30 protein-coding genes are annotated in these 26,817 nt (G+C 46.5%); 7 read left to right on the top strand and 23 right to left on the bottom strand.

Features of this window, described 5'->3' with window-relative positions; genetic code table 11:
- Positions 1-78: 78 nt before the first annotated feature.
- From ACV3PA_RS13440 to ACV3PA_RS13470, 7 genes are all read right to left on the bottom strand, one after another.
- Complete coding sequence (locus ACV3PA_RS13440; protein ID WP_456125056.1) at positions 79-729, bottom strand: hypothetical protein; 651 nt, start codon at positions 727-729, stop codon at positions 79-81.
- Positions 730-833: 104 nt separating this feature from the next.
- Entirely contained in the window at positions 834-2,135 is a 1,302-nt protein-coding gene (locus ACV3PA_RS13445; protein WP_053452887.1) for a pyrimidine-nucleoside phosphorylase, read from the bottom strand.
- Between the two features lie 47 nt (positions 2,136-2,182).
- Entirely contained in the window at positions 2,183-2,995 is an 813-nt protein-coding gene (locus ACV3PA_RS13450) for a purine-nucleoside phosphorylase (protein WP_029341181.1), read from the bottom strand.
- A gap of 18 nt (positions 2,996-3,013) precedes the next feature.
- Positions 3,014-4,186, bottom strand: coding sequence for a phosphopentomutase (gene deoB, locus ACV3PA_RS13455; RefSeq protein ID WP_053452886.1), 1,173 nt, complete (start codon positions 4,184-4,186; stop codon positions 3,014-3,016).
- A 117-nt stretch (positions 4,187-4,303) separates the two neighbouring features.
- Entirely contained in the window at positions 4,304-5,188 is an 885-nt protein-coding gene (gene xerD, locus ACV3PA_RS13460; protein ID WP_456125057.1) for a site-specific tyrosine recombinase XerD, read from the bottom strand.
- 124 nt (positions 5,189-5,312) lie between these two features.
- Complete coding sequence (gene fur, locus ACV3PA_RS13465) at positions 5,313-5,795, bottom strand: ferric iron uptake transcriptional regulator (RefSeq protein WP_023467675.1); 483 nt, start codon at positions 5,793-5,795, stop codon at positions 5,313-5,315.
- 101 nt (positions 5,796-5,896) lie between these two features.
- Positions 5,897-6,427, bottom strand: a complete 531-nt coding sequence (locus ACV3PA_RS13470; RefSeq protein ID WP_456125977.1) for an NUDIX domain-containing protein — start codon at positions 6,425-6,427, stop codon at positions 5,897-5,899.
- 167 nt (positions 6,428-6,594) lie between these two features.
- Here ACV3PA_RS13470 and ACV3PA_RS13475 point away from each other — a divergent pair, with 167 nt between their 5' ends.
- On the top strand, positions 6,595-7,449 hold the full coding sequence (locus tag ACV3PA_RS13475; RefSeq protein ID WP_456125058.1) for an aldo/keto reductase: 855 nt from the start codon (positions 6,595-6,597) through the stop codon (positions 7,447-7,449).
- A gap of 67 nt (positions 7,450-7,516) precedes the next feature.
- Positions 7,517-8,176, top strand: a complete 660-nt coding sequence (locus ACV3PA_RS13480) for a type 1 glutamine amidotransferase domain-containing protein (RefSeq protein WP_053452882.1) — start codon at positions 7,517-7,519, stop codon at positions 8,174-8,176.
- Positions 8,177-8,243: 67 nt separating this feature from the next.
- On the opposite strand, the gene ACV3PA_RS13485 is transcribed toward ACV3PA_RS13480, so the two are convergent.
- The 11 genes from ACV3PA_RS13485 to ACV3PA_RS13535 form a co-directional block, all read right to left on the bottom strand.
- Positions 8,244-8,861, bottom strand: coding sequence for a hypothetical protein (locus tag ACV3PA_RS13485; RefSeq protein WP_456125059.1), 618 nt, complete (start codon positions 8,859-8,861; stop codon positions 8,244-8,246).
- A gap of 80 nt (positions 8,862-8,941) precedes the next feature.
- Positions 8,942-9,478 (bottom strand): PadR family transcriptional regulator, encoded by a 537-nt coding sequence (locus ACV3PA_RS13490; RefSeq protein ID WP_456125060.1) that lies wholly within the window; start codon positions 9,476-9,478, stop codon positions 8,942-8,944.
- A 148-nt stretch (positions 9,479-9,626) separates the two neighbouring features.
- A complete protein-coding gene (locus ACV3PA_RS13495) occupies positions 9,627-10,223 on the bottom strand; it encodes an NUDIX hydrolase (RefSeq protein ID WP_053452879.1) in 597 nt (198 codons plus the stop codon).
- On the bottom strand, positions 10,220-10,801 hold the full coding sequence (locus ACV3PA_RS13500) for a CDP-alcohol phosphatidyltransferase family protein (RefSeq protein WP_456125061.1): 582 nt from the start codon (positions 10,799-10,801) through the stop codon (positions 10,220-10,222). The genes ACV3PA_RS13495 and ACV3PA_RS13500 overlap by 4 nt, the downstream gene beginning before the upstream one ends.
- 1 nt (position 10,802) lies before the next feature.
- On the bottom strand, positions 10,803-11,690 hold the full coding sequence (locus ACV3PA_RS13505; protein WP_053452877.1) for an ABC transporter ATP-binding protein: 888 nt from the start codon (positions 11,688-11,690) through the stop codon (positions 10,803-10,805).
- Positions 11,662-12,408, bottom strand: a complete 747-nt coding sequence (locus ACV3PA_RS13510) for an ABC transporter permease subunit (RefSeq protein ID WP_053452876.1) — start codon at positions 12,406-12,408, stop codon at positions 11,662-11,664. Before ACV3PA_RS13510 ends, ACV3PA_RS13505 begins: the two co-directional genes overlap by 29 nt.
- Entirely contained in the window at positions 12,405-13,163 is a 759-nt protein-coding gene (locus ACV3PA_RS13515) for an ABC transporter permease family protein (protein WP_053452875.1), read from the bottom strand. The genes ACV3PA_RS13510 and ACV3PA_RS13515 overlap by 4 nt, the downstream gene beginning before the upstream one ends.
- The gene (locus ACV3PA_RS13520) at positions 13,150-14,346 is read right to left on the bottom strand and encodes an ABC transporter substrate-binding protein (protein ID WP_053452874.1); all 1,197 of its coding nucleotides are present in this window, start codon (positions 14,344-14,346) and stop codon (positions 13,150-13,152) included. Before ACV3PA_RS13520 ends, ACV3PA_RS13515 begins: the two co-directional genes overlap by 14 nt.
- A 19-nt stretch (positions 14,347-14,365) precedes the next feature.
- Complete coding sequence (locus ACV3PA_RS13525; RefSeq protein WP_053452873.1) at positions 14,366-15,124, bottom strand: SDR family NAD(P)-dependent oxidoreductase; 759 nt, start codon at positions 15,122-15,124, stop codon at positions 14,366-14,368.
- Positions 15,124-16,095 carry an MBL fold metallo-hydrolase gene (locus ACV3PA_RS13530; RefSeq protein WP_053452872.1) on the bottom strand — a complete coding sequence of 324 codons (972 nt, stop codon included), beginning with the start codon at positions 16,093-16,095 and terminating at the stop codon, positions 15,124-15,126. The genes ACV3PA_RS13525 and ACV3PA_RS13530 overlap by 1 nt, the downstream gene beginning before the upstream one ends.
- Positions 16,096-16,268: 173 nt before the next feature.
- Entirely contained in the window at positions 16,269-17,708 is a 1,440-nt protein-coding gene (locus ACV3PA_RS13535) for an NADP-dependent glyceraldehyde-3-phosphate dehydrogenase (RefSeq protein WP_456125062.1), read from the bottom strand.
- 218 nt (positions 17,709-17,926) lie between these two features.
- Here ACV3PA_RS13535 and ACV3PA_RS13540 point away from each other — a divergent pair, with 218 nt between their 5' ends.
- The gene (locus ACV3PA_RS13540) at positions 17,927-18,805 is read left to right on the top strand and encodes a chemotaxis protein CheV (RefSeq protein WP_053452870.1); all 879 of its coding nucleotides are present in this window, start codon (positions 17,927-17,929) and stop codon (positions 18,803-18,805) included.
- 48 nt (positions 18,806-18,853) lie between these two features.
- On the opposite strand, the gene ACV3PA_RS13545 is transcribed toward ACV3PA_RS13540, so the two are convergent.
- Positions 18,854-19,222: an Hpt domain-containing protein gene (locus ACV3PA_RS13545; protein WP_053452869.1), complete on the bottom strand. Its 369-nt coding sequence runs from the start codon at positions 19,220-19,222 to the stop codon at positions 18,854-18,856.
- Between the two features lie 122 nt (positions 19,223-19,344).
- On the opposite strand from ACV3PA_RS13545, the gene ACV3PA_RS13550 reads away from it, so the two are divergent.
- Positions 19,345-20,280, top strand: a complete 936-nt coding sequence (locus ACV3PA_RS13550; protein WP_029341164.1) for a magnesium transporter CorA family protein — start codon at positions 19,345-19,347, stop codon at positions 20,278-20,280.
- 71 nt (positions 20,281-20,351) lie between these two features.
- On the opposite strand, the gene ACV3PA_RS13555 is transcribed toward ACV3PA_RS13550, so the two are convergent.
- Positions 20,352-21,455, bottom strand: coding sequence for a PP2C family protein-serine/threonine phosphatase (locus tag ACV3PA_RS13555; RefSeq protein WP_053452868.1), 1,104 nt, complete (start codon positions 21,453-21,455; stop codon positions 20,352-20,354).
- A gap of 126 nt (positions 21,456-21,581) precedes the next feature.
- Here ACV3PA_RS13555 and ytzI point away from each other — a divergent pair, with 126 nt between their 5' ends.
- Together ytzI and ACV3PA_RS13565 are read left to right on the top strand one after the other, a co-directional pair.
- Positions 21,582-21,755: a YtzI protein gene (gene ytzI / locus ACV3PA_RS13560; RefSeq protein ID WP_023467656.1), complete on the top strand. Its 174-nt coding sequence runs from the start codon at positions 21,582-21,584 to the stop codon at positions 21,753-21,755.
- 133 nt (positions 21,756-21,888) lie between these two features.
- Positions 21,889-22,440: a hypothetical protein gene (locus ACV3PA_RS13565; protein WP_053452867.1), complete on the top strand. Its 552-nt coding sequence runs from the start codon at positions 21,889-21,891 to the stop codon at positions 22,438-22,440.
- A 53-nt stretch (positions 22,441-22,493) separates the two neighbouring features.
- Here ACV3PA_RS13565 and ACV3PA_RS13570 read toward each other — a convergent pair whose 3' ends face one another.
- The gene (locus tag ACV3PA_RS13570; RefSeq protein ID WP_053452866.1) at positions 22,494-23,078 is read right to left on the bottom strand and encodes a YdcF family protein; all 585 of its coding nucleotides are present in this window, start codon (positions 23,076-23,078) and stop codon (positions 22,494-22,496) included.
- 167 nt (positions 23,079-23,245) lie between these two features.
- Positions 23,246-24,070: an endonuclease I family protein gene (locus tag ACV3PA_RS13575; protein WP_456125063.1), complete on the bottom strand. Its 825-nt coding sequence runs from the start codon at positions 24,068-24,070 to the stop codon at positions 23,246-23,248.
- A gap of 355 nt (positions 24,071-24,425) precedes the next feature.
- Here ACV3PA_RS13575 and amyS point away from each other — a divergent pair, with 355 nt between their 5' ends.
- The gene (gene amyS, locus ACV3PA_RS13580; protein ID WP_456125978.1) at positions 24,426-25,949 is read left to right on the top strand and encodes an alpha-amylase; all 1,524 of its coding nucleotides are present in this window, start codon (positions 24,426-24,428) and stop codon (positions 25,947-25,949) included.
- A gap of 48 nt (positions 25,950-25,997) precedes the next feature.
- Here amyS and ACV3PA_RS13585 read toward each other — a convergent pair whose 3' ends face one another.
- On the bottom strand, positions 25,998-26,612 hold the full coding sequence (locus ACV3PA_RS13585) for an NAD(P)-dependent oxidoreductase (protein ID WP_456125064.1): 615 nt from the start codon (positions 26,610-26,612) through the stop codon (positions 25,998-26,000).
- Positions 26,613-26,817 lie beyond the last annotated feature (205 nt).

The raw sequence follows: 26,817 nt of genomic DNA on the forward strand, positions 1-26,817 counted from the left end.
TTCCCCCTTTTTCATTACAAGTATTTCCAGTATAACAAATCGAACAAAAAGCGCACACTCCCGCTTTTTCAGTTCACTTTATAACGTCGCGAATAACGAATTTCCGTTCTCCAGTAATTCACCCTTTTTTGAAACATAGTCTACCTTGACCGTCATATGCCGAAGGATTTTTTGTTCACGCAACGACTTCACCCACTCTTTAATTCGTGTTTTGTCCTGATCATGTCGTTTACGATGGACATCAATTAAGATTGTCGGTGCCACTTCAGCACGTAAATAAGCGTTCGGATCAAAACGCGCGTCACCAAGTTGCTGGACCTCTTCGTTATCATATAAAACGTGTACGTCTAATTCATCATCAGTATTTTCAAGCGTAGGCGGCATGATACGTTGTTCTAACTGATCTTCCCAAAGTGACGCATGATACGAATCAACGAATGTACCCGACTCTTCAGTCTGATAGATTAAAAACTCTGTATTCGTTTTCTTGTCAACAGCTTGTGCTGCATAGTCAAATGAAAAATTCCCCATACTATCGTAAACACTACCGGTCACTTGCGCTTCTGAAAGGTACTTCTGCTTTTTTAAGTAAATATTAGCTTCGTTTTTTATTTTCGTCTCTTTTTCTGCGTCTGGATTCGTACTTTGCCAAAAGGCAAAGACCAGTATGACCATTCCACATCCGATGACTCCAACTAGACTAGCAATTACGATGAACCAACGTTTCATACGATCGCTCCTCTGCTCATATCCATATTTTTACACTTTTGATTTTATCACAAAAAAAGAGTGGCGGACGAAGTCCACTACTCAGATATTACTTATCGGATGGATTACTGGATGACAGCGTGAACGAGCGGACGTGCTTCCGGTTTCGTTTCACTGATGTGATACGCGTGATCCATTTTTTCGATTGCTTGGTCGAGCGTTTCTTTGTTTGAACGAAGCGTAGCGATGACATCGCCGATTTCGACACGATCGCCGACTTTTTTGTGTAACGTGACGCTTGCTGCGTGATCGATCTCATCTGCTTTCGTCGCGCGTCCTGCACCGAGGATCATTGCTGCAACACCGACTTCGTCAGCGATGATTTCAGAGACGTAACCCGCTTTTGAAGCGACGAATGTTTTTTCGTATTTTGTTTCAAGTGCTTTTGTCATGTCGTCAACGAGTGAAGCGTCGCCACCTTGAGCTGCGATGAACTTCTTGAAGACGTCAAGTGCTGCGCCGTTACCGAGACGTGTTTCGAGATCCGCATATGCTTCATCGAACGTCGGGTAGAACTCACCGAGGACTGCCATGTGTGAAGCAATCGTCAATGCGATGACTTTCAAGTCACGGACATCTTTCCCTTGAAGGACTTCAATCGCTTCCTTGACTTCATTTGCGTTTCCGATTTCAAAGCCGAGCGGCTGATCCATGTCCGTAATGACAGCAACTGTCTTACGATTGACACTCTTACCGATTGAGACCATCTCTGTCGCGAGTGCTTTTGCATCTTCAAACGATTTCATGAAAGCACCAGAACCCGTCTTAACGTCGAGTACGATACTATCTGCTCCTGCTGCGATTTTTTTCGACATGATTGAACTTGCAATCAATGGGATCGAGTTTACTGTCGCCGTAACATCACGAAGCGCGTAGAGTTTTTTGTCTGCAGGCGTCAAGTTACCTGTTTGACCGATGATCGCCATCTTGATGTCGTTGACTTGTGAGACGAATGCTTCTTCTGAAAGTTCAACGTCAAAACCAGGGAACGCTTCAAGTTTGTCGATTGTTCCACCAGTGTGACCGAGTCCACGACCGCTCATCTTCGCCACCGGAATGCCGATTGACGCAACGAGTGGTGCAACAATCAGACTGATTTTGTCACCAACCCCGCCTGTTGAGTGTTTGTCGACTTTTTTCCCGTGAATACGTGAAAGATCGATCACGTCACCCGAGTTGACCATCGCCATCGTCAAATCAGCGATTTCACGATCTGACATTCCTTGATAGAAAATCGCCATCGACATCGCTGACATTTGATAATCTGGAATTTCACCATTCGTGAATCCTTCTACCATTGCTTGAATATCAGCTGTCGCGAGTTCGCCACCGTCTCGTTTTGTTGCAATCAAATCTACCATACGCATAATCTAGTTCCTCCTCAGGAGTGGTTTGTGAGTTTTAAAAACAGTCGTTACATTTTTTTGATCGAACCGCGAACGAGTGATAGGAAGTGTGCCCGGACACGTTCTGTCGTTTCGATGACTTCATCATGATGTAACGGTTGATCGAGAATACCTGCTGCCATGTTCGAGACACACGAAATCCCAAGGACGCGCATATCTGAATGACGGGCAACGATGACTTCAGGGACCGTCGACATACCGACGACGTCTCCTCCAAGCATCCGCGCCATCTTGACTTCTGCTGGTGTTTCATACGTTGGACCTGTGTTTCCGAAGTAGACACCTTGGCGGACACGAATACCGAGTTCGTCCGCTGTTTCTTGTGCGAGACGAAGTAATTCCGCATCGTACGGCTTCGACATGTCAGGGAAACGTGGTCCCATCTCGTCGACGTTCTTACCAATCAACGGATTCGTACCGAAGAAGTTGATGTGATCCGTGATCAACATCAAATCACCTGGTTCGAATGCTTCGTTACATGCACCGGCTGCGTTCGTGACGATCAACGTTTCAACACCAATCGCTTTCATGACGCGTACTGGGAACGTCACCATATCCATCGAGTATCCTTCATAGAAGTGGAATCGTCCTTGCATCGCAACGACTTGTTTTCCTTCGAGTGTTCCGAAGACGAGTTGTCCAGCGTGTCCTTCGACTGTTGAAACCGGGAAGTTCGGGATTTCATGGTATGGAATCGCGATTGGGTTTTCAATCTCATCCGCGAGGACACCAAGTCCTGAACCGAGAATCAATCCGATTTCCGGTTTTGCCTGCATTTTGCTTTCTAAAAATGAACGTGTTTCATTCCAGTTGACTGTCATCTGAATCGCTCCCTCGAATTATAGTTCTGTTAAAAAGCTTGTTCCATGAGCCGGCATTTTGACGCCGAAGTTTTCTGCAACCGTTGCCCCAAGATCAGCGAACGTCTCACGGATACCAAGCGATTTTGCGACACCGTTCTTGTGATAAGCAAGCAACGGTACGTATTCCCGCGTATGGTCCGTTCCAGCGTGAACCGGATCGTTTCCGTGGTCAGCCGTGATGATCAAGAGATCGTCTTCGTTTAAACGATCAAATACTTCCGGTAGACGGGCATCGAACTCTTCGAGCGCTTGTCCGTATCCTTGTGGATCACGACGGTGTCCGAACAACGCATCGAAATCGACGAGATTCAAGAAGCAGAGTCCGTTGAACTCACGATCGAGTTGCGTCACGAGTTGATCCATCCCGTCCATGTTCGATTTCGTCCGAATCGCATCCGTGACACCTTCTCCATCATAGATATCAGCGATCTTACCGAGCGAGATAACATCAAGTCCTGCTGTCTCGAGCTCATTCATGACCGTCCGGTCGAATGGTTTGAGTGCATAGTCGTGACGGTTCGCTGTCCGTACCCACGCACCTGCTTCACCAAGGAATGGGCGTGCAATGATGCGTCCGAGCATGTACGGGTCATCTCGCGTGATGTCGCGTGCATATTCACAAATCCGGTACAGTTCCTCTAGTGGAACGACTTCTTCGTGTGCTGCAATCTGAAGGACGGAGTCTGCCGACGTATAGACGATCAATGCGCCCGTCTCGACATGTTCTTGTCCAAGTTCGTCTAAGATTTCCGTACCAGAAGCCGGCTTATTCCCGATGATCTTCCGTCCTGAGAACTCTTCTAAACGATGAATCAAATCATCCGGGAATTTCTCAAAGACACGGAATGGTGTATCGATCCGCAGTCCCATGATCTCCCAGTGTCCTGTCATCGTATCTTTCCCTGCAGATACTTCCTGCATTTTTCCGTATGCCGCAAGCGGTGCTTCTTCAGCCGAAACGCCTTCGATCGGTTCGATATGCGATAGACCGAGTTTTGCCATATTCGGCATCTGTAATCCGTTACGCTCTCGCGCGATGTGACCGAGCGTATGTGAACCAAGATCTCCGAATTGTTCAGCGTCCGGTGCTTCTCCGATTCCTACGGAGTCCATGACAACTAAAAATACACGTTTAAATGATTGAGCCATTTGCAGTTCCTCCTATTACGAGCTGTAGTTGTGCGATTCCCGTTACGATTTTTCCCGTAAAGGGACTAGACAAAACGCATCATTTGTCTGAAGTCAGACCTTTAAAAGATAGAATTATCATGCCCGTGGATGATGCTTCTTATACACGTCATGGAGTCGTGCCTTGTTGACGTGTGTATACATTTGTGTCGTCGACAAATCGGCGTGCCCAAGCATCTCTTGCACGACACGTAAGTCTGCACCGTTCTCAAGCAGATGTGTCGCGAACGAATGACGCAGGACGTGCGGCGTGATGTCTTTCTCGATACCGGCTTCCTTTGCCCGTCGCTTGATCATCTTCCAAAAACCTTGTCGTGACAAACGATCGCCGCGACTGTTCAAGAAGACGTCGTCCGTCTGTTGACCACCGAGACTGTTGCGCGCGAGATCGAGATATACCCTTACGTTTTCAATCGCTGTCGTACTCATCGGGATGATACGGGACTTGTTCCCTTTCCCGAGACATGACAGGTACCCTAGTTCGAGTTGCAAATCGTTTAACTTCAATTGGAGGAGTTCGCTGACGCGCATCCCTGTTCCATAAAGAAGCTCAAGCATTGCTGCATCTCGTCGCGTAAGCGGATCGACACCGACGACCGAATCAAGCAAGCGTTCGACGTCCGTTTGACTCCAGACGACGGGCAATTTTTTCTCCGGTTTCGGTAAATCAAGATGACGAGACGGATCATGCGTCGCAAGTCTCTCTTCGACCAAATATTGATGGAACGAACGAATTGAGCTTGTCGCCCGACGAACCGTCGATCGTGACTTTCGTGCTTCAAGCAATCGTTCAATATGGTCGACGATATGATGTCGGTGAACCTGTTCGAACGAGGAAACCTCCGCTGTTTCAAGCGTCTGTAAGTATTGATTTAAATCATTTCGATACGCAGCTGCCGTATTCGCGGACATTTGCCGTTCAATCACTAAATAGTTGATAAATGCTTCCAGTTGTTCACGCACTGAACTCATCCTCTTCGTTTACGAAATCGCTTACTTTCCCATCATATCAAAGGTGTAAACCGTTGTGAAGAGGTCTGACCTATAAAAATTGAAAAAGAAAAACCATCCGAATTTTGTCGGACGGTCAGACTGTTTGTGTTTGTGATTGTTCCAACGCTTCCCGAGCGTGACGCTCTTGGCAGACACGGCAGACGCCATGGAATGTCAAGCGATGATCCTTAATTTTAAAGTGGAATCGGGACACGATTTCTTTCTCTACTTCTTCAAGCATATCGTCTAAAATCTCTTCGACGGATCCGCATTCGATACAGACGAGATGGTGATGCGAATGACTCGCACCTTCTTGTCGTAAATCAAACCGGGATACGCCATCTCCGAAGTTGACCTTATCAACGACTTCGAGCTCCGTCAATAATTCGAGCGTCCGGTAAACCGTCGCAAGTCCGATGTCGGAGTTCTTTTCTTTTACAAGGAGAAAGACATTTTCGGCACTGAGGTGATCCGACTCATGTTCGAGCAAGACACGCACAGTCGCTTCACGTTGGGGAGTCAGCTTATATCCTTTACCGCTTAGCTGTTTTTTGATGCGTTCTACACGACTTTCCATCATAACGCCCCCTTTGTTCGAACTGATGCTATTATCATAGCTGATAATCAGTCATTTTTCAAATTAAAATGATTATCAACTGAAAATCATTTAAATGAGAATCATTTTAAAGTACGGATTTGCCAATGCTGAATCGCCATGATCGTCTTTGCGTCAACAATCGTCCCATTTGCAACAAGTTCGAGCGCCTCTTCAAGCTTTAATGTCTTATTCTCAAGAAACTCATCTTCATCGAGTTGACGATCGCCGGCAGTGAGACCAATCGCTTCATAGATATGTACACGTTCACTACAAAAACCGGGCGCTCCGTAAAAGTCAAAGACATGCTGTAACTCTTTCGCTGCGTATCCTGTTTCTTCCTTTAATTCTCGTCTGGCACAATCGAGTGGATCTTCACCTTTCTCGAGCTTGCCTGCTGGTATCTCAATCGATAGACTTTCGAATGCTTTTCGGTACTGTTCAACGACGATCAGATCGCCTTGTTCATCAAAAGCGATGATCGCGACGGCCCCATTATGATAGACCAGTTCACGGACGGACGTATTGCCGTTTGGTAACGTGACGACATGTCTCTCGACATCAAAGACTTTCCCTTCATAGATCATTTCACGTTCAATCGTTTTTTCTTCCATCATGTGTGGCCCCTCTTCTATCCTAGTTTACGTTCTCTGTCATGATTAGTATGCCGTTTCCGACGTATTGCCGCAAGACTTCGAAACCGTCTTTTTCATCAGATATGATACACTAGAATGCAGAAGTTCCAAACTTACAGTTCATATAAGAAAAGAGGGAATTGAACATGTCATTAGGATTAGGTACGATGACGATCTTAAAACGCGGACAAGAAGAAGCAACAGCGATCCTGCGAACGGCACTTGATGCTGGGATTACACACTTCGATACAGCGGACGTCTACGCAAACGGAGCAGTCGAATCAATCATCGGTCAAACTTTTGCACAAGAGGATCGCAGTCGGTTGTTTCTTGCCTCAAAAGGTGGTAATCGGATGAACGCGACGGGAACCGGTTGGACATGGGACCCAAGTTATGACTATCTGAAACAAGCTTGCCTTGAAAGTTTGAATCGTCTTGAAACTCCTTACCTCGATCTGTATTACGTTCACGGTGGTACGATTGATGATGATATCGACGCATCGATTCGTGCGATGGAAGACTTAAAGGCAGAAGGTAAGATCAAACATTACGGTCTTTCATCACTGCGACCGAACGTCATCGAATACTGGCTCGAGCATAGTAATTTCTCTTACTTGATGACCCCCTATTCGGTGCTCGACCGTCGGATTGAAGAATTGTTACCGCGTCTTCAAGAAAAAAACATTCAAGTCGTTGCCCGTGGTCCGCTTGCGAAAGGATTGTTGACACACGAGAGCGCTTCACGTCTGCAGTCGGTTGATCGGTTCGAACAATTCGATAAGGAGACGCTCGAAGCTAGTCTGCAACAGTTACAAGACTTCCCGCTTCCTGCGCTTGCCCTACAAGCAATTGATCAACAGGTCGCTGTCGTTCTTCCTGGTGCGTCAAGCGTGTCACAGCTTCAAGCAAACGTCCAAGCGATGAAGGAGCCGATCTCTAAAGCACAGATTGATCAAGCGCTTGCTTCATTGCCCGTTCATCACTATACAGAACACCGGTGAGGTTTAACTCTTCACCTCTCCGGGAATCTCCTTCTTTGTAACGTTCATACAGAGGAGGAGTTTTATTATGGCACGTATTTTAATCGTATCAACTAGCGCAGACGACATGAATGGGCACAAAACAGGATTATGGTTCGAAGAGTTCGCAGCACCTTACAACCTGTTCAAGGATGCAGGGCATGAGGTGACGGTTACGTCGATCAAAGGTGGCGATGTTCCAATCGATAAAGCATCAATCGTCAAAGAAATCTTGCCAAAATTCCAAGATGCCCGTCGTGCATTGCATGACACGAAAGCACTCGCTGAAGTGGATCCATCATCATTTGACGCAGTCTACTTCCCAGGTGGTCACGGTGCGGTCGTCGACTTCCCGAACAACCCACAAGTGGCAGGTGCTATTGAAGCTGTCATTAAAAAAGACGGAATCGTCGCATCGGTCTGCCACGGTCCTGCAGCCTTCGCGCATGTCATGATCGATGGCAAACCATTCGTATCGGGTCGTCAAATTAACGGCTTTACGGACGAAGAGGAAAAATCAACGGGTCTTGAAGATAAAGTACCGTTCTTGCTCGAGACGACGCTTCGCGGCGAAGGCGCTACTTTCCTCACTTCAGATGCTGGTAAAGAATTTGCTGTCATTGATGGAAATGTCGTCACTGGACAAAACCCGGCTTCAAGTGAAGCGGTCGCGAAACTTGTCCTTGCGAAACTCGCTACACAAGCTTAAAACGACAGTCTTTATACAAAATGGAGCACGCGACGTCATGTCGCGTGCTCCATTTTTTTGTCGTGACTTACAGATGGTGAAGTGAATCCAATTGTTCAAGATGGTCTTCTGTCTCACGTTTTTTTTGTTCAAGCCGTTTTAATTCGTCCTCGAGTTGCTGTTGTTGCGCTTGCAACGTAGATCGTTCTTTTTCCGTAAAGGAACGTGAGACTTCCTTTTCTTTGAGGTACCACCATTTTTTGATTTTCTCAGGTGGAGGTCCAAGTTCAATTTGTTGTTCATGTTGTTGCACTTCGTCCATTTGTTCGGCATGCGCCAATTGAAGCTGTTCTAACTCTGACTCATAAGCAGTTTGTTTTGCCTCAAGTATCGGTGTGAGGTGCTCAAGGATATGCGCAGTAAAATCTCTTTGGACGACCCGTCGTAAAACATCTCGACGAAGTGCTGTTTCCGAATTGCCTGTCGCATTCTCCCAAACGACGGCATCTGCGTGTTCTAGAATCTCTTCTTCTTCTGTTTCTCCAAGCCAGCGTAGTTTGAGTAACAATGGTTCAAGAAGTGCCTCTTCTACGTACGCTGTAAATTGCGAATACGATGTCGCTTCTCGTATTAGCGATTCCTCGTGTAATTGAAATAACGCTTCTGCTTCTTCTTCGATCCAGTCTTCATAATCATTAAAGTACATTAGTTCGCTCCTTACTCCATCTCGTCGCAAAATAAAACCGGCTCGCATCCGCCATCTCCATGACAGTCGAGCCAGTTTCGTTAGACGTTTGCTTCGTTCTTTTTGATTTCCGCGATAGCCCAGTCGCACCAATCCAAGTAATTCAACATCATACGCAATCCGTACTCACTCGTCAATGTTTCGCCGAGTGTCGCACCATTCTCGAGATGGTCGTGACGCCAACTCTGCATCATCTCAACAGCGAATTGATGATGCCGTTTTGATTCCTCTAGATAGGCGACAGCTTCGCCTGGTGGCAGCAGATGCAAGAGTGAAACACGCATTAAATTCTCATCTTTCATCTTCGGTTTGAACTCGTTAGGTGTCCGTAACCATTCGACGAGATCCGTCCGTCCTTTATCCGTGATCGAATAGACTTTCTTATCCGGTAAATCTTCTTGAACGATATGAACACTCGTCACGAGTTCAGCTTCTTCCATCTTTAACAACTCTCGGTATATTTGTGTATGATGTGCGGTCCAGAAGTGGATCATCTGTTTTTTAAAAGTCGCGCTTAAATCATAACCGGTCGCTTCCCCTTGGGTCAGCAGCCCGAGTAGTGCAAATCGTAATGCCACTGGCTGCACCTTCTTTCCTTCTTTTGTATATATACTTAATTATCTCAAATATACCTGAATTTCGCTACTCTCGTATCGAACGAATGTACGAGTAGAGAAAAGACCTACATCGACATCATGTTCGATCGCAGGTCTTTATGTCATATCCTCACTGTTGTCTCTGTTCACGTAATCGTTCGATGCCTTGTCGTACATGTATCCAGTAAGAAGGAAGATGCGGGACGAATTGTCGACGATCGAACCATTCTCCTGCCGTATCTTGAATCCGCTCTATGGAATCGTCAGCGATTTTCTCAAATTGCTCGATCGAAAAAGCAATCAATCGTTTGACTTCTGTTTTCTGAAGTACGTATGACTCGATCGCTTGATTGCTCTGTACGAGAAAGACGTGGCATCGTTCACAGTCCCAGAGTGTCGCATCTCGAAACTCCTCTTCTTGGACGCCAAGCGGTATCAATTGATCAAATGTACACGTTAGTCCAATTTCTTCCTCAAGTTCCCGAAGACCATCTTCGACAGACTCATTCGCAAGCAAATGACCGGCTGCCGTGATATCGAGCATTCCCGGAAAATCCTTTTTCTGCTCGGATCGCTGCTGAAGTAACACGACGTCTCGCGTAGGATCATAGACGAAGCAATGAAATGTTTCATGCCACAAACCTTGTGCGTGGACTTCCGACCGTGGACGCGCACCAAGTGGATTCCCGGTTCGGTCCACCGTCATGATCATTTCTTGTTCGCTCATCGTAACACCTTCGAAGCTTGATGGAATCGTTCTCCGACCGTATAGAGTTCAGCGATCAAGAAAACACTTGCAATCCAGATGATGGCGCTCGGGAATAAAATCATCGCTGTCAGGAATAAGAATCCTTCTGTCCGTTCAACGAGTCCTGGTTGATATTGAAACGACTTGTAGCCGTAGTTTTCACTGACAGCTCCAATCGCAAGAAACATTGTCATTCCGATGACGAATGACGCAACGAGTAAAAGAATGACGACCTGCGTTTCCGGAAAGCGAAGCGCTATACCAATTAAAACTGATAATTCTACGATTCGATCGAGGACCAGATCAAGGATTGTGCCGATTGGAGTCGTCTTCTCTTTTCGCGCCATCGTTCCGTCAATGACATCGAGCATCCCCGAAATCCACAACAAGATGATTGCTGTTCCCATCATGTCGTTATAGACGAAAAATCCCGTCGAACCACCGATGATACCGGAAATGATGGTCACCTGTGTTGCTGATAATCCAATTTTTTTAAATAAAGTCGCCCCTTGGTCGAATAGGGGTTGAACGATTTTACGCGCACGCGTATCTAACATGTCACCCCTCCTTTCTAACGATATAGCCTTCTTTCTCATGAATCGTCTCATCTGAAGAGAGCACGATTCGTTCTCCGGACGCTCGTTCTACTTCGTAGAAACGAACGCCGTATTGAATGAGTTCTTTCGTAATCGTAACACGTTCATCTGTTTCCTTCGTCGGTCTTGAGACCAAGTTGACTGCCGTCAACGGATACCATGTGACGTCTATTTGAATGCCTTCACCAAAAAAGGGGCTAGTCTGACTAAGCGTGATCGGTGGACCATGATCGACGATTTGCCCCTGTTCTAAGACATACACGATATCTGCCATCGCCATTGCCTCTTCCCGGTCATGCGTGACAAGGAGTGTCGTGACATCTTGTTCCTCGGTCAACTTTCGGATTAGTGTCCGAAGTTCCCGTCGTCTCGGTACATCTAGACTCGAGAACGGTTCATCGAGCAACAAGAAGTCCGGTTGACTTGCCAACGCACGAGCTAGGCTTGCCCGCTGTTGTTCACCACCTGAGAGTTCGTCGATCGCACTTTTCCCTCTCCCCTCAAGTCCAACGCGATATAACCAAGACTCAAGCTCGATCGGAGTTAATTGTTTCGCACCGAGACGGATGTTTTGTTCGACGTTCAAATGCGGAAATAATAATGAACGCTGAAACATCATCGTCACCCCTCGCTGATTCGGTGAAAGGGCGGTGACGTCTCGGTCACCGAACTGAATCGTTCCACTCGTTACACGTTCAAGGCCCGCAATCAGGCGAAGTAGTGTCGTTTTCCCACTACCGCTCGGTCCGACTAAAGCTACACATTGTCCAGACGCGATCTTTAAATCGATATCAGATAATACATGCTTCGTTCCAAATCGTTTATTGACCTGTTGTATCGTGACTTCCATTTAAACGCCTCCGTACGATTCGTATCCAACTAGAAAAAATAACGGCTTGTAGAGCATAAAAGAAAACGGGCAAACCGATTAACCAAAGTGTTGCCAGTCGAGCCGCCTCCTGAGAATTACCGGAATACGCCGGAAACACTTCCAGTGCGATCATACGGACGATTCCGCCACCGATTAACGCAACGAGCGCATACTGACTGATCGTGATCACCGTGACCAGTAATGTGACCGATTGTAGTGTCGATCGAAGCATCGGTCCCGTCAAATAAAACCAACGTTTAAAACGATTTCCCTCGATCAAGACCATCTGTTCGAGCATCCGTTCTCCAAGCGCCTGAAATCCGTTCGTGTACAAGCGAACCGTATACGGTAAGGTCGGCAGAAGCAAGACGAGGAGGACACCCAAAAACTGATCTGCTAGACCAAGACGAATCCACGTCAAATAAAGACCAAAAGATAGCAACAAGATAGGGACGAACAGCGGTAAACTAATCAAGAACTCCGCTACACGTACACGTTTCCCCGTTTGAAAGGCGATTGCTTTTCCTGCCATGTACCCGAATAGATGATTCAACAACACGACAACACAAATCATTGTGACGGTCGTGCCAAGCGTTGCTTCAAGACGCGGATTCCAGCTCCATTCTCCCGGAATCAATCCAATCAAAGGAAGGATGAAGAGAAGGACAACGAATACGATCACACTGATTTTTTTCATTCACTTCGCCCCCTACTAATCTTCGCTGCAAGCGGGCGCGTCAAACCAGTCATGAGCAACAACAGGACAAAAAGTCCTCCCGTCAAGACGACACTCATTGCAAAAGCGAGTGGTTGCTCTGATAAATCGCCTTGTGTATACAAATCAAACGCATAGACTCCAAGTAACTTCGGATAGGTCACACCAAGCAACGCCGGTATTTCATACGCGAACAAGATGAAGGCAAGTAAGATAAAGGCTGCTTCAAGTATCGGTACAAGTAGAAATACACCTCGCGCATGCCAAAAGCGGCGCACAGGCGACAAACCGAGCATCATACCGAGCTCTTGGTAACGTGGATCAAGACGCCGGACCACCGGTAAGAGATAAAAAAAGACGAACGGAATCTCTTTATATAGATAGGTCAGGATGACACTAAAATAATTTCCTTCATGCGGTCCAATGACAGGCACATCGCTCAAATAGAGGATCGCGAGATACGCCGCTCCTAAATGAGGAATGAATAAAGGAATCGCAAGTAACGCTGCTAATCGTGTTCTACTCAAGAGTCGTGCGAGCACTACTCCAATGATCAGCGCGAGCACCGTACTGACAATCGCCACGTAACTACTAACAGCTAGACTTTCTAAAAAAACGTCATCCGTCAGTAGCTCGTGGTAATCGGCAAGTGACGTCATTGAGATACTTACCCATACCCCGTATAAAACCATTCCTGCCATCAAGATGGCAGCAGGATACGCGTTACCGCGCCACACGAGACGGCCATTCCTTACGAATCATCTCGAAGATAGATGGATCAAGTTCCGTTCGGACCTTTCCTTCAAAGACACTTGGCTTCGGTGTCGACGGTGCAGCCGGTACGTCAGCGAACTGCTTTTGTTCTGATGTATTCAGTGTCGATAAATCAAGACTCGTTCCGTCTCCCCAGTATGTCGCATCATATTTTTTTAGTTGCGCTTCTGGTGACAACAACGTATTGATTGTAACGAGGGCACCTTTCGGGTTCGGCGCGTTGAACGGTACGGACAGGAAATGCGTCGACGCGATCGAACCATCTTTTAGAACGATCGGTCGCGTTTGTTTCGGAAACGTTCCGGATGTTACTTCTTGTTCTGCCCGTCGTTCATTGAAGCCCATCGTGAAATCGACGTCTCCTTTTGCATACAGCTGATCGAGTTGTGCCAATGTTTTCGGATACGTCTTTCCTTGTTTCCAAAGATACGGTTTGATTTCGTTCAAATAAGCCCACGTCTTCTTAAAGTCTGCTTTTGGATCCTTTAACGTTTCATTCGATTCGACCCCATACATGACGTGGCGGACGAAGGCATTGCCCGTAAAGTCCGTCACTTCCGGATAAGTGAAGCGTCCCGGATTTTCCTTGACCCAAGACTTCAACGCTTTCAAGTCGGTCGGTGGCGACTTCACGTCGGCTGCGTCATAATGCAACGTGTATTGAACTTTTCCCCAAGCCGCTTCGAGATCTTCTGTTTTTGTACCACTATCTGAACTTTGCGCGGCAGCATCGACATACTTCATGTTCGGTAGGACTTTTGTGATTTCGCCATACAGTAAGTCATCTTTTTTAGCATTCAGGAAGTTATCGCCATTGATCCAAACGACATCGATGACACCTTTCTCTTTATTCGCCTGCTTCTCAGCACGTAATTTTTGGATGATATCCGCCGTCTCGATTGGTACGCGTTCTAGCGTAATATTGTGTTCCTTTTTAAGGCGAGGTGCCACGTACTCATCGATATAGGCGTTGATTCCGTCATCGCCGCCCCACATATACATCCGGACCGTCGATTTTTCTGCTTCTTTTTCAATTGATTGATAGCTCGTTCCTAAGACACTTTTCGGTTGCGGTGTCGTAGCCGGCGTGCCGCACCCTGCGAGCAGCGTACTTAAGGCAAGAAAGCTGATTACTTTTGTTTTCATTCGTCGTTCTCCTCCGTCATCACTTTTTATCGAAACCCGATTTGCCTAACCACTCGATGAGTCGTGGCATGACGCCGTACCCTTTTGCTGATAGCTCCATCCACCACGGTGCATTGACCTCTCGTTTCCGGTGTCTCATCGCCCGAACGACGGTCTGTGATAGTTGTTCTTTTGATAAGACAATTGATGCGACGTTTTTTTCGTATTTCCGACTGATATCGGCTCGAACAAAGAATTCCGTCGCAATCGGTCCAGGATTGACTGTCATGACGTGGATGCCTTTGGGGCGTAACTCGAGACGTAGTGCATTCGAAAACTGCAACATTGCCGCTTTCGTCATGCAGTAGATCGTCGACTTCGGTGTCGGTAACTTTCCCGCCTGACTCGCGACATTGACGATCATACCCCCCTCTTTCAGTAAAGGCAGACAGGCTTTCGTCAAACGGACCGGACTTAAGACATTGATTCGGTGCATCGACTCGATCGTCTCAATCGAGGTATCGTCTAGGAAACTGAATTCCCCGAACCCCGCATTGTTAACTAGTACATCAATTTGCTTGTAGCGATCAGACAATGTTTGCGCAAGTACTTCCGGTGCTTGTTCTAAGTCGTAGACAAGATAGTCTGCTTGAAGTTCAGACGCGAGCGTTTGTAATCGTTCCTCGCGTCGTGCGACTAAAATCAAGTTTGCCCCTTCCTTGTGTAAAGTACGGGCTAACGCTTCCCCGAGTCCACTTGAAGCTCCTGTGATGACAATCGTCCGATTGATAAGTTGCATTAGATGTCCTCCGTTTTCGAATAGTAGAGGATCCCTAATCGTTTTTCGACCGTAATCGCACCCCGTGCGACAAGCGTATCAAGACGTGCCTTCATTTCACTCATGACGAGCGGGAATGATTTTTTTAATCGATTGCCGTACGTCTCTTGTGCTAATTCGAATAACGTATGCTCTCCTGAAAAATATTTGAGTAGTTGATCGCCACGCGCCTTACGTTGCATCAACCGTTCTTCGACGAGCGTCGCAACATCGCGAATCGGAGCACCATGTCCGGTGTAGGCGATTCGAATGTGTTCGCCTTGTAGTTTTTCTAAGGAGTCAAGGTACGCAAGGACAGGTCGTTTCACGAGCGCATCATCCCCTGGTTGCGGTTGTTCAAGCAACGGGTTCGGCTCGACTCGATCGAGTAGATGATCGGCCGCGAACAACACGCCATCGTCACTTAAAATACCGATTTGGTCACTTGCATGTCCCGGTAGTTCGATGACACGGTATCGCCCAGACGGTGTGATGGCATCGCCTTCTTGTAATGTGAAATCGAGCTGACCTTTTCCAAGCCATTTTAAGGCAGATTGATAGCTCGGTAACATTGCTTGAATGGCTGACGGAACACCAAACGAGGTCGCCAATCGCTGCAAGAACGCATCTCCATTGTTTAAGAAGGACTCATCTTGCTCCAAGTATGGGCGTAAACGCGCATGTCCATAGACAGGAATGCCTTTCTCTGAAAAGCGATGTGCCATCCCAGCGTGATCCGCATGGTGATGCGTCACGATGACACGATCTAAATCCTCGACTTGAAGATCATGTCGTGTCAATGTTTGTTGCATCGCTTGCCACGCTTCAAGTGTATCGGGTCCACAATCAATAAGGATGTTCTCCCCTTCTGTTCGTAATACGTAGCAATTCACGTCTCCTACTGGAAATGGTGTCGGAATCGGAATCGAAATGATTTCGTCTGATACAATCATGCCTACACGCCTCTTTTCTCTCGTCCATTTTCTTTCATTATAGAGAGAATGAAGCTATAGCGCCAAACTTTGTGCGTCAACGGATAATATTTGTTGTCTAGCTTACGTTAGCACTTCAAAAACGGATGCACAAAAAACCGACCTTTCCGCAGATTGAAAGGTCGGTTAAGAACTTATTTTAAGTTAAGAACTGTTAATTTATCGCGTGTCATCGAAGCGAGGCTTCGTCCGACACCTTGTACACCGAGACCCGATGATTTAACACCGATGAATGGGAAGTGGTCAGGACCACGTTCCGTCCGACCATTGATTTGCACAGAACCTGTTTCAAGCGCATCCGCTACAGCAAACGCTGCATCAATGTTTTCTGTGAAGACACTTGCTTGAAGACCATACTCTGATTCGTTTGCGTACGCGATCATTTCGTCAACCGAGTTGACGCGGATAATCGGAAGGACTGGTCCGAACGGTTCTTCCCACGCAACACGCATGTCGCGCGTCACATTATCAAGAAGTGTTGGCTCGATCAAGTTCGATGTACGACCGCCACCTGTGACGAGCGTTGCGCCTTTTTCAGTTGCATCCGTAATCAATCCTTCGACGAAATCAGCAGATTTCGTATCGATGAGTGGAACGACGACACTGTCTTGTTCAGGTGAACCGACTGTCAATTTCGCAATACGCGTGTTGAGTTCTTCAATCAACGCATCTGCTTGATGATCAAGGACGAAGACACGTTTGATTGCTGTACAACGTTGACCCGAGTACGAGAACGCCCCACTGATGATATGATCTGCCGCGAGCGACAAGTTTGCATCTTCAAGGACGAGTGCTGGGTCTTTTCCGCCAAGCTCAAGGACGAGTGGAATCATTGCGGATTGACGCGACAAGTGTTGTCCTGTTCCTGTGCCACCTGTGAATGTGATCATGTTGATCCCTGGGTGAGCCGTCAAATAGTCACCGATGACTGATCCACGACCTGTGACGATGTTGACGAGTCCAGCTGGAAGACCTGCTGCGACGAGCGCTTCGACCATCAAGATTCCGCTGATTGAACCTTGTGTTGCTGGTTTGAAGACGACCGCGTTCCCTGTCATGAGTGCAGGTGCAAGTTTTGCTGCTGCCAAGTTGACTGGGTAGTTAAATGGTGAGATTGCAAGTACGACGCCGAGCGGTGCTTTTTTAATGACCGCGATTTTTTTCGCACTACCGCCTGGGAACGAGTCCCCTTGCATCATCTGACCGTCAAAACGAAGACCTTCTTCCGCTGTATAACGGATGATTTCAGCTGTCCGTTTGACTTCTTTAACGCCATCCGCGCGTCCTTTACCAACTTCGCGCATGATGACTTCACCGATTTCGTCTGCACGTTTCTCAAGTTCCGTTGCCCAAGCATGAAGCAATTCAGCCCGCTTGTTCGCTGGTTGTTTCGCCCACTCTGCTTGCGCCGCTTTCGCTGAAGCGATGGCACGGTCGACTTCTGGTTTTGTCATCGCTTGAACGCGACCGACAAGTTCCTCTTTATATGGTGAAGAGATTTCAATCGTCTCTTTTGATTCACTTTCATGCCATTGTCCATCTAGTAAAAATGTGTAGGTTGTTGCTGTAGTCATTCCACTCTACCTCCATTTATTTTTATCTCTCTCATTTCAGTGTGTGGCTGCATAGCTTATTGTAATCAATTGGTCAGACAAATGCCAAACTTTTTGCTTAACATATTATGAAAGCGATTACAACACTTTTTTTGTCAATTCAGAACTAGAATTTTCAGCGTAGCATGCCGATAACTAGTCAGAAGTGAAGTGAAGGTAATGGAAAGGGGCATAACTACATGTACAATCAGCACGATATTTTATTAGAAGCCGGCACGAACGAACTCGAGATCGTCATCTTCCATTGCGGTCCGTATACGTTTGGTATCAACGTTATGAAGGTCCGGGAAATCATCGTTCCGCTCCCGATGACACCACTCCCGGGTACACCGGATGCTGTCAAAGGATTAATTGAACTCCGCGGCGAGGTCATGACAGTGATCGATTTGCCAACAGTTATTGGTGTTCCTCATGACGAAGCAACCGAGGATCGACTGATTATCTGTGAATTTAATGGAGAAAAGAGCGTCCTACGTGTCGATTCGGTAACAGAAATTCGTCGAATTTCGTGGGAGCAGATCGATACACCAAACGAACTCGCTCGTGGGATCGAGGGACTAACGAACGGAGTCGTCAAAACGGGCGACAAAATGATCATCTTACTTGATTATGAAAAAATCGCCCTTGAGCTCTCACGCAAAGATATCTTCGCCCGCGAAGAAGGACGTCGCGTCCAGTCTCGTGATCGGACTGATAAAGTCATCTGGATTGCCGAAGACTCGGAAATGCTGCGGACATTAATCATCGAAACACTCGAAGAGGCCGGCTATCACGGACTGAAATGGTTCATCAACGGAAAAGACGCCTTTGATGCCTTCGAACAAGGAAGTAATTGTGATCTCCTCATCACGGATATTGAAATGCCGAAGATGGATGGACTTCATCTGACAAAACGGCTTCGTGAAGACGATCGTTATGGTGAGTTACCAATCATTGTCTTCTCGTCATTGATTTCCGACGATTTACGACATAAAGGTGAATCTGTCGGTGTTAACGCTCAAATCACAAAACCGGAAATCGGTCGCCTGATCGAGACAGTTGATTCATTCGTCCTATAAAAATAAAAAAGCCGACGAGATGTCGGCTTTTTTGATGTATGCGATTCCTCAACGCAATGCGTCAAGATTTTTTCCAGTAAAAACATCGAGCCAGACAACTCGGAATTCGACCATATCCTGTTCAATCCGATCAACGATTCCTTGGGTTCCAGTCATCGAACCAGATTCTGCTTCTTTTTCAAGCAGTTCGAATTCATCAGCTAAATCATCGGCAGCGACGGAATAGGAAGCACCTTTTAACAAGTGAGCTAACTTTTCAGTTTGCTCAGCGTCTTGTTTAGCAACGGCATCTTTTAGTTCAGGAAACTTTCGATCGAATTGTGCGATGTACGTCTCTCCGATTTTTTGGAGAAACGCATGGTCCCCACCTGCGATCGATTGAAGTTCTTCGAGCTTTTTAGCATTAAAAAAAGGCATGTCTTTCCCTCCTCTATTTTCATTTTATCACTAATCTTCGTAAAAAAAAATCGGAGAATCATTTACACACCATCGCTTCTATTTCTATAATGAGACAGTGAAGAGCAGGAGGGATAGACAATATGTTGACGATTTATCGAAGCGATGTCACCGGGGCAGTCAACGAGATACAGGAGTTCACGAAAGGTTCCTGGATCCATCTTGTCAATCCGACAAAGGATGAAGCCGACCAAGTCATCGCTGCTACGAAAATTCCAGAGGATTTCATTTATGACCCTTTGGACGTGGAAGAAAAGCCACGTTTTGAAAAAGATGAAGAAGGCTTACTGATGATCGTCGACGTTCCCTACATCGAGGAAGAATCATCAGGACGCCGTTATAATACGATTCCGCTCGGTATCATCGTGACATCTCGTCATTTCATCACGGTCTGTTCGCAACAGCTCGACGTGCTGACGTTATTCTCAAGTGGTAAGTTGCGTGGATTCCGGACGAATTATCGATCGCGATTCGTATTTCAGATTCTCTACAAAGTCAGTTCCTCGTATTTACGTTTCTTGCGTCAAATCGATCGTCGCATGGATGAACTCGAGGAAGAGCTACAACGTTCAATGCGAAATCAAGAAATCTTTCAATTAATGAACCTCCAGAAATCATTAGTCTATTTCATGACATCCTTGAAATCGAACGATGGTGTACTCGACCGGATCATCAAGACACCAAGTCTTGAGAAACACGAAGACGATGAGGACTTACTCGAAGACGTCTTCGTCGAACACCGACAAGCAATGGAAATGGCACAAATCTATAAAGATATCATCAGCTCGACGATGGATACATTCGGTTCCGTCATCTCGAACAATGTCAACTTCGTCATGAAGTTCCTTGCCTCGATTACGATCGTCATCTCGATTCCAACGATGATTTCCGGAATGTTCGGGATGAACGTTCACGTTCCGTGGGAAGGTGAAGTCATTGGTTTCTGGATTGTCTTCGGAATGATGATTTTTTTCTCTGGTCTTGCTGCGTTTATTTTATGGCGGAGAAGGTTCTTCTAGAGAGCATTCATTCGAAACGAAACAAAAGACCAAGCAACGGTAAGATCCGTCGCTTGGTCTTTTTGTGTACTTTAGTTAATCTCGACTGTCACGAGACAAAGATCATCCGCTTCATCGCTCTGATCCGGTTGGATCAACTGGTGAATGTTTGGTCCTTGTTGTTCAATCAAGTTCTGGATCGCGTGGATCCCTTCATCAATGCCTTTACTATAGAGTTCCATGAAGCCGTCCGTATAGAGATAAACACATCCTGGCGAGACGATATCGATCGTCTTACTCGAATATGTGGAGTCTTCGAACATACCGACTGGAAGTCCCGTATTCTCAAGCGGAATGATTTGATCATTCATTCGTAGTAAACCAGGTGGATGCCCTGCGTTCGCATAGCTGAGTTTCATCTCATCTAAGTCGATATACAGGTAGACGGCTGTGAAATAGATTTCTGTCTCGTCCCCTGGGAACAATCGACTCATCTGTTGATTCAACTCTTCAAGGACTTGAGCCGGATCACCGATTCGGTGTACGAGTTCGAACAAAATCGAACTCATTCCCATCGTGATTAAGGCAGAAGAGACACCATGCCCCATAACATCGAACAAGATGATGCCGTATTTATTCTGAGAGATGCGATACCACGCATACATATCCCCCGCTAATTTCTTAGACGGGATATACGTCGCCATGATCCGGATCTCATCATCCTCGATATTGGCACTAAGCACACTTTGTTGTAATTTTTGCGCTAAATCAAAATCTTCTTGCAAGACTTTTTCGTATCGCTTCCGCGCATCGATTGCCTGCTTCAAGCCGACTGCATTGCGAACTCGTGCGAGCAATTCCGTTTTACGGATTGGTTTCGTCGTATAATCTGATGCTCCTGCATCAAGTCCATCAACGATATCTTCTTCATTTGATCGCCCGGAGACAATTAGAATCGGCAACTCATCGAGACCGAATCGCTTTCGAATCAAACGAGTCGCCTCGATTCCGCTGATCCCCGGCATTTCAACATCGAGGAGAACGACGTCCAACTGTTCAATGAATAACGGATCCTCCATCAACTCAATTGCTTCTTCCCCACTCATCGCTTTGACGACGTCATATCCTTCATTTTCTAACAATCGCTCTAGGAGCATCAAATTCGTTAATTCGTCATCTACGACCAAAATACTCATGCGCCGTCACCTCGTTCCGTTTAACATGTTTATCTGACATCAGTTTAGCACACAACCTACAATTTCGTTTAGACGGAAGCTGCGTTTTCCGTCATACTAGAAAGTGAACGAAAGGAGGAGTGGACTATGTGGTTATATGTCGTCTCCATTCTCATCATCGTATTCGTCTTGGTCGCCTCGATCATCGTCATTTCGAAAGGATATGGCTACAAGGGCAACAAAGATGATATCGAAATCGATTATGATGAAATCAACCGAAAACTTCGTCACGAAAATGATGATGATTCATCCAACAAATGAACCTCTTAGACCATCATATCACGATGGTCTTTTTTTATTCATTTCAAATACATGTTATTTTTAGATGTTTTTGATTCACTCACAAGGGTATATCCATATCATGGTTAAATATTATCTCAAGGGAGTGTTCATCATGGAACCGAAACTTCAACATGATCCACACGCAGCGCACGCAGAACATCCGAATCGTCAGTTTGATCAAGAAGAATCATCAGGTCGTCAAGTCAATCTCGTCACAGGGATGTTGCTCGGTGCCCTTGTCGGTGGACTATTGACGCTACTTAGCTCTTCGTCCCGCCAAAACACAAAACAGAGCTTACGTGGTGCGAAGGATTCCGTTTCCACACTCGCGTCTTCCATCAAGGAAGACCCGTCAGGAAAAGCATCACAAGTCATCAATCAAGTGAAAAGTGCTTCAAGTATCATTCAAGAAGTTGCATCTGACGTTCAAAATGTCTATGACAAAGTGAACACAGAACTAGAAACAGTGAAATCAGATGCTTCGACAGTGAAAGACACTGTCAATGAGACGAAAGGTGACTTGAGTGCGATCAGCAATAAAGTCGTCGAAGCGAAGGACGTTGCACTCGGCAAAGAAGAACCACCCGCTGAGCATGATGCTTCTGATCACCAAGCAAGTTCTTCTCAAAACTCTGAGGAAAAGCATAAAGGCGAAGGCATCTAATCACTCCGGTGCACTTCTTAAATCACCCTGACGTGTTCAACACGTCGGGGTTTTTAGCGTAAAAACTGTACAACGATTGCGACGCGTTCGCGCATCCCGAAGCGGAGGACTCCTGAAAGTGGTGTCTCAGCCGGAATCGCATCCGTCTGCAACCCAAGTTGTTTCGCCTCTTGTCGCGCACGATACAGGTGAAAGTCTGAAGTGACGATGGAGACGCGACGAACGTCCTTTGGTAACAAGTCTTTTGAGAACTGCAGATTTTCTGTCGTTGACGTCGAGCTCGACTCAAGTATCAAGCGTTCCTCTTCAATACCAGATGCCACCATCCCCCGTCGCATCGCTTCTGCTTCAGAGATGTCTTCATCCGCTCCTTGTCCACCGCTCAAAATAAAGCGGACTTCAGGATGTTGTTTCCCATATGTCGCTGCCGCCTGAATACGGTTATGTAAGATTTGCGACGGTTTCTCTCCTTTGACACCAGCACCGAGGACAATGACATACGGTGACGTGCCATCAGCAAGTGGTCGTTCTCCTCTATTGACGAAAATTCCAACGCTATACCAGAATGCGACGCAAGCGACGATTCCACTTCCAACTACCCATTTGATATTTCGTTTGTTAAATATGCGTTTGATCATACCGTACGACCTTTCTGATAAAAATGGCTTACGAGATAGTGTACGGCTATTCTTTCCAAAAGGTTTCAGTTCCATGTAACGTGAAGCAAGTTGTTCTGTATCCTAATAAAAAAATGCGATCTTCTCCTCTCCGAGAACATCGCATTTCACAATTTACTGTTCAGGCATCAATTTCCCCAAATTGATGTCACGTATTCCGGATGATCGATGAATGGATTCCGGTTTTTTTGCCACTTCTCGAAGATGACATCATTGCGACGCATTTCGAAGCTATCGACTGGGTCGAGTTTGTTCCATGCTTTTAGCGTTGATAATTTTCCGTGTAACGGATTCGTTCCGTTGTTGACATTCTCTGAAGCTTCGAGGTCGATTTCCCCGCCACCTTCATAACGAACTGCCATGTAGAAGATCATCCGTGCGATGTCACCTTTGACGCGGTTCGGTGGTTCCCACGAATCGCCGTCCCGGTAGCAATCGCATCCACTATACTTCGTACCACCATTGTCGAAGTCAAGGTTGCCCCGTGCACTGTTGACGACGACATCTTCCGGGCGTAAGTGATGCAAGTCTGTTCCTGGTCCGTTAGCTGTTCCAAAATCACCGTGCGACTTTGCCCAGACGTGTTCCCGGTTCCATTGACCGACATTCCCACCATTGTTGCTCTTCGAAATCGATTTCCCCGTGTATAACTCGATGACGTTGTTCGCATTATTTGGATCTTGATCTGTTTCTTTCAGTGCAGTCCATACCGTATCGTATGACACTTGTGTATGGTTATCGATGATATCGTGCAGCGATGCCTTCAACGCTGCCCCTGTTTTTCCTGCTGCTGGTAGATAGTACGCATCGATTGTCGATTGCGACGTGACCATCTGTGGACCTGCCGAAACTTGTTTTGGATCGACTGTTTTTGCTGTGACCGGTGTAAAGACGATTGACCCGAGTGCAAGTGTAGCGGCAAGCGCACCTGTGACCTTTGACTTCCAGTTCATGTGTGTTCCCCCTCGAATGGTATGTATGAAAGCAGTTGTTACACGCTCATTTTCACATCGAATCCATTCATGGTGGAAGATGGACGATAGACCTGCTTTTTTGATGTTGAGCGTTCATTCAGATTATTCATCGAAAGGCAACGGTTAGATGGTCCTGATTTTTTTCATCCAAGACGTCAATATCATTAAAATATTTCCGCTAACGAAATATTCTAGGGTCAAAAGTCATGAACAAAAGAGACTGACAAATAAGAATCCGGGACGATATTCCTTCTCTTCAAGACTTCACTATAATAAATTATGCAAGCGCTTTCACAAATCATAAGGAGGTCTTTACGTGAAACAAAAAGGATGGATTTTAGCAACTGTCGCATCTGCTGCTTTTTTAGCGCCACTTGCGCAACCGATTGCAGTCGGTGCAACAGCTGACAATGGTACGATGATGCAGTACTTCGAATGGTACGTACCAAATGACGGCAATCATTGGAATCGTCTCGGCAGTGATGCGACAAAACTCGATCAACTCGGAATCACATCGGTCTGGATTCCGCCTGCCTACAAAGGTACCTCGCAAAATGACGTCGGGTACGGTGCCTACGATCTGTACGATTTAGGTGAATTCAACCAAAAAGGAACGGTTCGCACGAAGTATGGCACAAAGGCACAGTTAAAGACAGCGATCGGTCAATTGCATACTGCAGGTATCGACGTCTATGGTGACGTCGTCATGAATCATAAGGGTGGCGCTGATTTCACGGAAGCCGTGACGGCAGTCGAAGTCAATCCAGGCAACCGCAACCAAGAAGTCTCTGGTGACTATCAAATCCAGGCGTGGACAGGCTTCAACTTTGCAGCACGGAATAATCTCTACTCAAACTTTAAATGGAAATGGTATCACTTTGACGGTACAGACTGGGATCAGTCTCGCTCAAAAAGTGCTATCTATAAATTCCGTGGAACTGGTAAGGCATGGGATACGGATGTCTCAACTGAAAACGGCAACTACGATTACTTAATGTATGCCGATCTCGATTTCGATCACCCAGAAGTCCAACAAGAAATGAAGAACTGGGGCAAGTGGTACGTCAATGAACTCGGTCTTGATGGGTTCCGCCTCGATGCCGTCAAACATATCAAACATGGATATTTAGCGGACTGGCTCGCGAGCGTTCGTCAGGCGACGGGCAAACCGCTATTCACGGTCGCCGAGTACTGGCAGAACGATCTCGGAACGTTACAAAACTACTTAAGCCGGACGAATTATCAACAATCCGTCTTTGATGCCCCGCTTCATTATAAATTCGAACAGGCAAGTAAAGGTGGCGGATACTACGATATGCGGACGATCTTTGACGGAACACTCGTCAAGAGTAATCCAGTCCAAGCCGTGACACTCGTCGAAAACCATGACTCGCAACCTGGACAATCGCTTGAATCAACAGTTCAATCATGGTTCAAACCACTCGCTTACGCGATGATCCTGACACGTGAACAAGGATATCCATCGGTCTTCTATGGTGATTACTATGGAACAAAAGGCACGTCGACCCGCGAAATTCCAGCACTCGCTTCGAAAATTGATCCGTTGCTCAAAGCACGGAAAGACTTCGCGTTCGGAAAACAAAATGATTACCTCGATAACCAAGACGTCATCGGTTGGACACGAGAAGGTGTTTCAGATCGTACGAAATCCGGGCTTGCGACAATCCTCTCAGACGGTCCAGGCGGTAGCAAGTGGATGTACGTCGGTCTTCAGAACAAAGGAGAAGTCTGGACGGACATCACTGGTAACAATACAGCATCCGTCACGATCAACCAAGATGGCTACGGTCAATTCTTCGTCAACGGTGGTTCGGTTTCCGTCTACCGTCAACAATAATCACGTAAAAAGGTCTCTTCCGCATGATACGGGAGAGACCTTTATCTATCATTCAGCTAATCCAATACTCGATTTGATATGCTCTTCCGTCTCAATCGCCTGTAAGAGGAAATGCGCTACATCCGCTCGATTGATTTGTTTCGCATCTTCCGGTACGCCTACGTCAGCTTGACGATAAAGTCCAGTCAATGGACCGTTCAGTAAACGAAGTGGTCGCGCCACCGTATAGTTGACGTCTGCTTGCTGAAGGAGCGCAATCGCTTGACGGTGATCTTTCAGTGGATTTTTCAAAATACGTTGGGCAAGCATCCCTTGCACGCCCGGTAACTCATCATCAACACCGGCAGAGGCGACGTAACCAATCCGTTCCACTCCCTGTTTTTTCATCGCTGTTACGATTCGGACGAGACTCCGCTCTAAAAAACCACTATAGGCAAGACTCTCCGTACCAAGCGCCGTTAATACAGCATCTTGTCCGGCAACTGCAGCTGTCACTTCTTCTTGAGTGAGAACATCTCCTTTGACGACATGTAACCGTTCGTCGCGTAGCGTTAGTTTTTCCGGACTCCGGACGAATGCCGTGACCTCATGTCCGTGATCGATTGCCTGTTTAACGAGCTCTTGTCCTGTTTGACCAGTTGCTCCAAAAATAATTAACTTCATACAAAAACATCCTTTCCCTTTCAAGATCCACTGATTCAATCATACCCTCAGTGCTTGAAAATGAATCGTCCCACCTTGTCTTTATTTTCAGAAAATTGTTTTTATTTGTTAAGCGTGTATGCTAAAATCTTCCTAAGTACATATGGATATTTTTTCCTTAATTAATCGAATTGTCATTTTCTTGTTCCTTTATACAGACGGAGAG

The sequence above is a fragment of the Exiguobacterium sp. EA-TM-5 genome, assembly GCF_053878415.1.

What these genes read in the sequence shown, in the direction of transcription:
- ACV3PA_RS13480 (WP_053452882.1), top strand. Translation starts at nt 7,517, where the DNA reads ATGGCACGTATTTTAATCGTATCAACTAGCGCAGACGACATGAATGGG.
- ACV3PA_RS13470 (WP_456125977.1), bottom strand. Translation starts at nt 6,427, where the DNA reads ATGGAAGAAAAAACGATTGAACGTGAAATGATCTATGAAGGGAAAGTC.
- ACV3PA_RS13525 (WP_053452873.1), bottom strand. Translation starts at nt 15,124, where the DNA reads ATGCAACTTATCAATCGGACGATTGTCATCACAGGAGCTTCAAGTGGA.
- ACV3PA_RS13565 (WP_053452867.1), top strand. Translation starts at nt 21,889, where the DNA reads ATGGAACCGAAACTTCAACATGATCCACACGCAGCGCACGCAGAACAT.
- ACV3PA_RS13445 (WP_053452887.1), bottom strand. Translation starts at nt 2,135, where the DNA reads ATGCGTATGGTAGATTTGATTGCAACAAAACGAGACGGTGGCGAACTC.
- ACV3PA_RS13585 (WP_456125064.1), bottom strand. Translation starts at nt 26,612, where the DNA reads ATGAAGTTAATTATTTTTGGAGCAACTGGTCAAACAGGACAAGAGCTC.
- ACV3PA_RS13530 (WP_053452872.1), bottom strand. Translation starts at nt 16,095, where the DNA reads ATGATTGTATCAGACGAAATCATTTCGATTCCGATTCCGACACCATTT.
- ACV3PA_RS13485 (WP_456125059.1), bottom strand. Translation starts at nt 8,861, where the DNA reads ATGTACTTTAATGATTATGAAGACTGGATCGAAGAAGAAGCAGAAGCG.
- ACV3PA_RS13450 (WP_029341181.1), bottom strand. Translation starts at nt 2,995, where the DNA reads ATGACAGTCAACTGGAATGAAACACGTTCATTTTTAGAAAGCAAAATG.
- ACV3PA_RS13495 (WP_053452879.1), bottom strand. Translation starts at nt 10,223, where the DNA reads ATGAGCGAACAAGAAATGATCATGACGGTGGACCGAACCGGGAATCCA.
- ytzI (WP_023467656.1), top strand. Translation starts at nt 21,582, where the DNA reads ATGTGGTTATATGTCGTCTCCATTCTCATCATCGTATTCGTCTTGGTC.
- deoB (WP_053452886.1), bottom strand. Translation starts at nt 4,186, where the DNA reads ATGGCTCAATCATTTAAACGTGTATTTTTAGTTGTCATGGACTCCGTA.
- ACV3PA_RS13555 (WP_053452868.1), bottom strand. Translation starts at nt 21,455, where the DNA reads ATGAGTATTTTGGTCGTAGATGACGAATTAACGAATTTGATGCTCCTA.
- ACV3PA_RS13505 (WP_053452877.1), bottom strand. Translation starts at nt 11,690, where the DNA reads ATGGAAGTCACGATACAACAGGTCAATAAACGATTTGGAACGAAGCAT.
- ACV3PA_RS13440 (WP_456125056.1), bottom strand. Translation starts at nt 729, where the DNA reads ATGAAACGTTGGTTCATCGTAATTGCTAGTCTAGTTGGAGTCATCGGA.
- ACV3PA_RS13545 (WP_053452869.1), bottom strand. Translation starts at nt 19,222, where the DNA reads ATGCCTTTTTTTAATGCTAAAAAGCTCGAAGAACTTCAATCGATCGCA.
- ACV3PA_RS13520 (WP_053452874.1), bottom strand. Translation starts at nt 14,346, where the DNA reads ATGAAAACAAAAGTAATCAGCTTTCTTGCCTTAAGTACGCTGCTCGCA.
- ACV3PA_RS13510 (WP_053452876.1), bottom strand. Translation starts at nt 12,408, where the DNA reads ATGAAAAAAATCAGTGTGATCGTATTCGTTGTCCTTCTCTTCATCCTT.
- fur (WP_023467675.1), bottom strand. Translation starts at nt 5,795, where the DNA reads ATGGAAAGTCGTGTAGAACGCATCAAAAAACAGCTAAGCGGTAAAGGA.
- ACV3PA_RS13550 (WP_029341164.1), top strand. Translation starts at nt 19,345, where the DNA reads ATGTTGACGATTTATCGAAGCGATGTCACCGGGGCAGTCAACGAGATA.
- ACV3PA_RS13540 (WP_053452870.1), top strand. Translation starts at nt 17,927, where the DNA reads ATGTACAATCAGCACGATATTTTATTAGAAGCCGGCACGAACGAACTC.
- ACV3PA_RS13535 (WP_456125062.1), bottom strand. Translation starts at nt 17,708, where the DNA reads ATGACTACAGCAACAACCTACACATTTTTACTAGATGGACAATGGCAT.
- ACV3PA_RS13500 (WP_456125061.1), bottom strand. Translation starts at nt 10,801, where the DNA reads ATGTTAGATACGCGTGCGCGTAAAATCGTTCAACCCCTATTCGACCAA.
- ACV3PA_RS13475 (WP_456125058.1), top strand. Translation starts at nt 6,595, where the DNA reads ATGTCATTAGGATTAGGTACGATGACGATCTTAAAACGCGGACAAGAA.
- ACV3PA_RS13575 (WP_456125063.1), bottom strand. Translation starts at nt 24,070, where the DNA reads ATGAACTGGAAGTCAAAGGTCACAGGTGCGCTTGCCGCTACACTTGCA.
- ACV3PA_RS13570 (WP_053452866.1), bottom strand. Translation starts at nt 23,078, where the DNA reads ATGATCAAACGCATATTTAACAAACGAAATATCAAATGGGTAGTTGGA.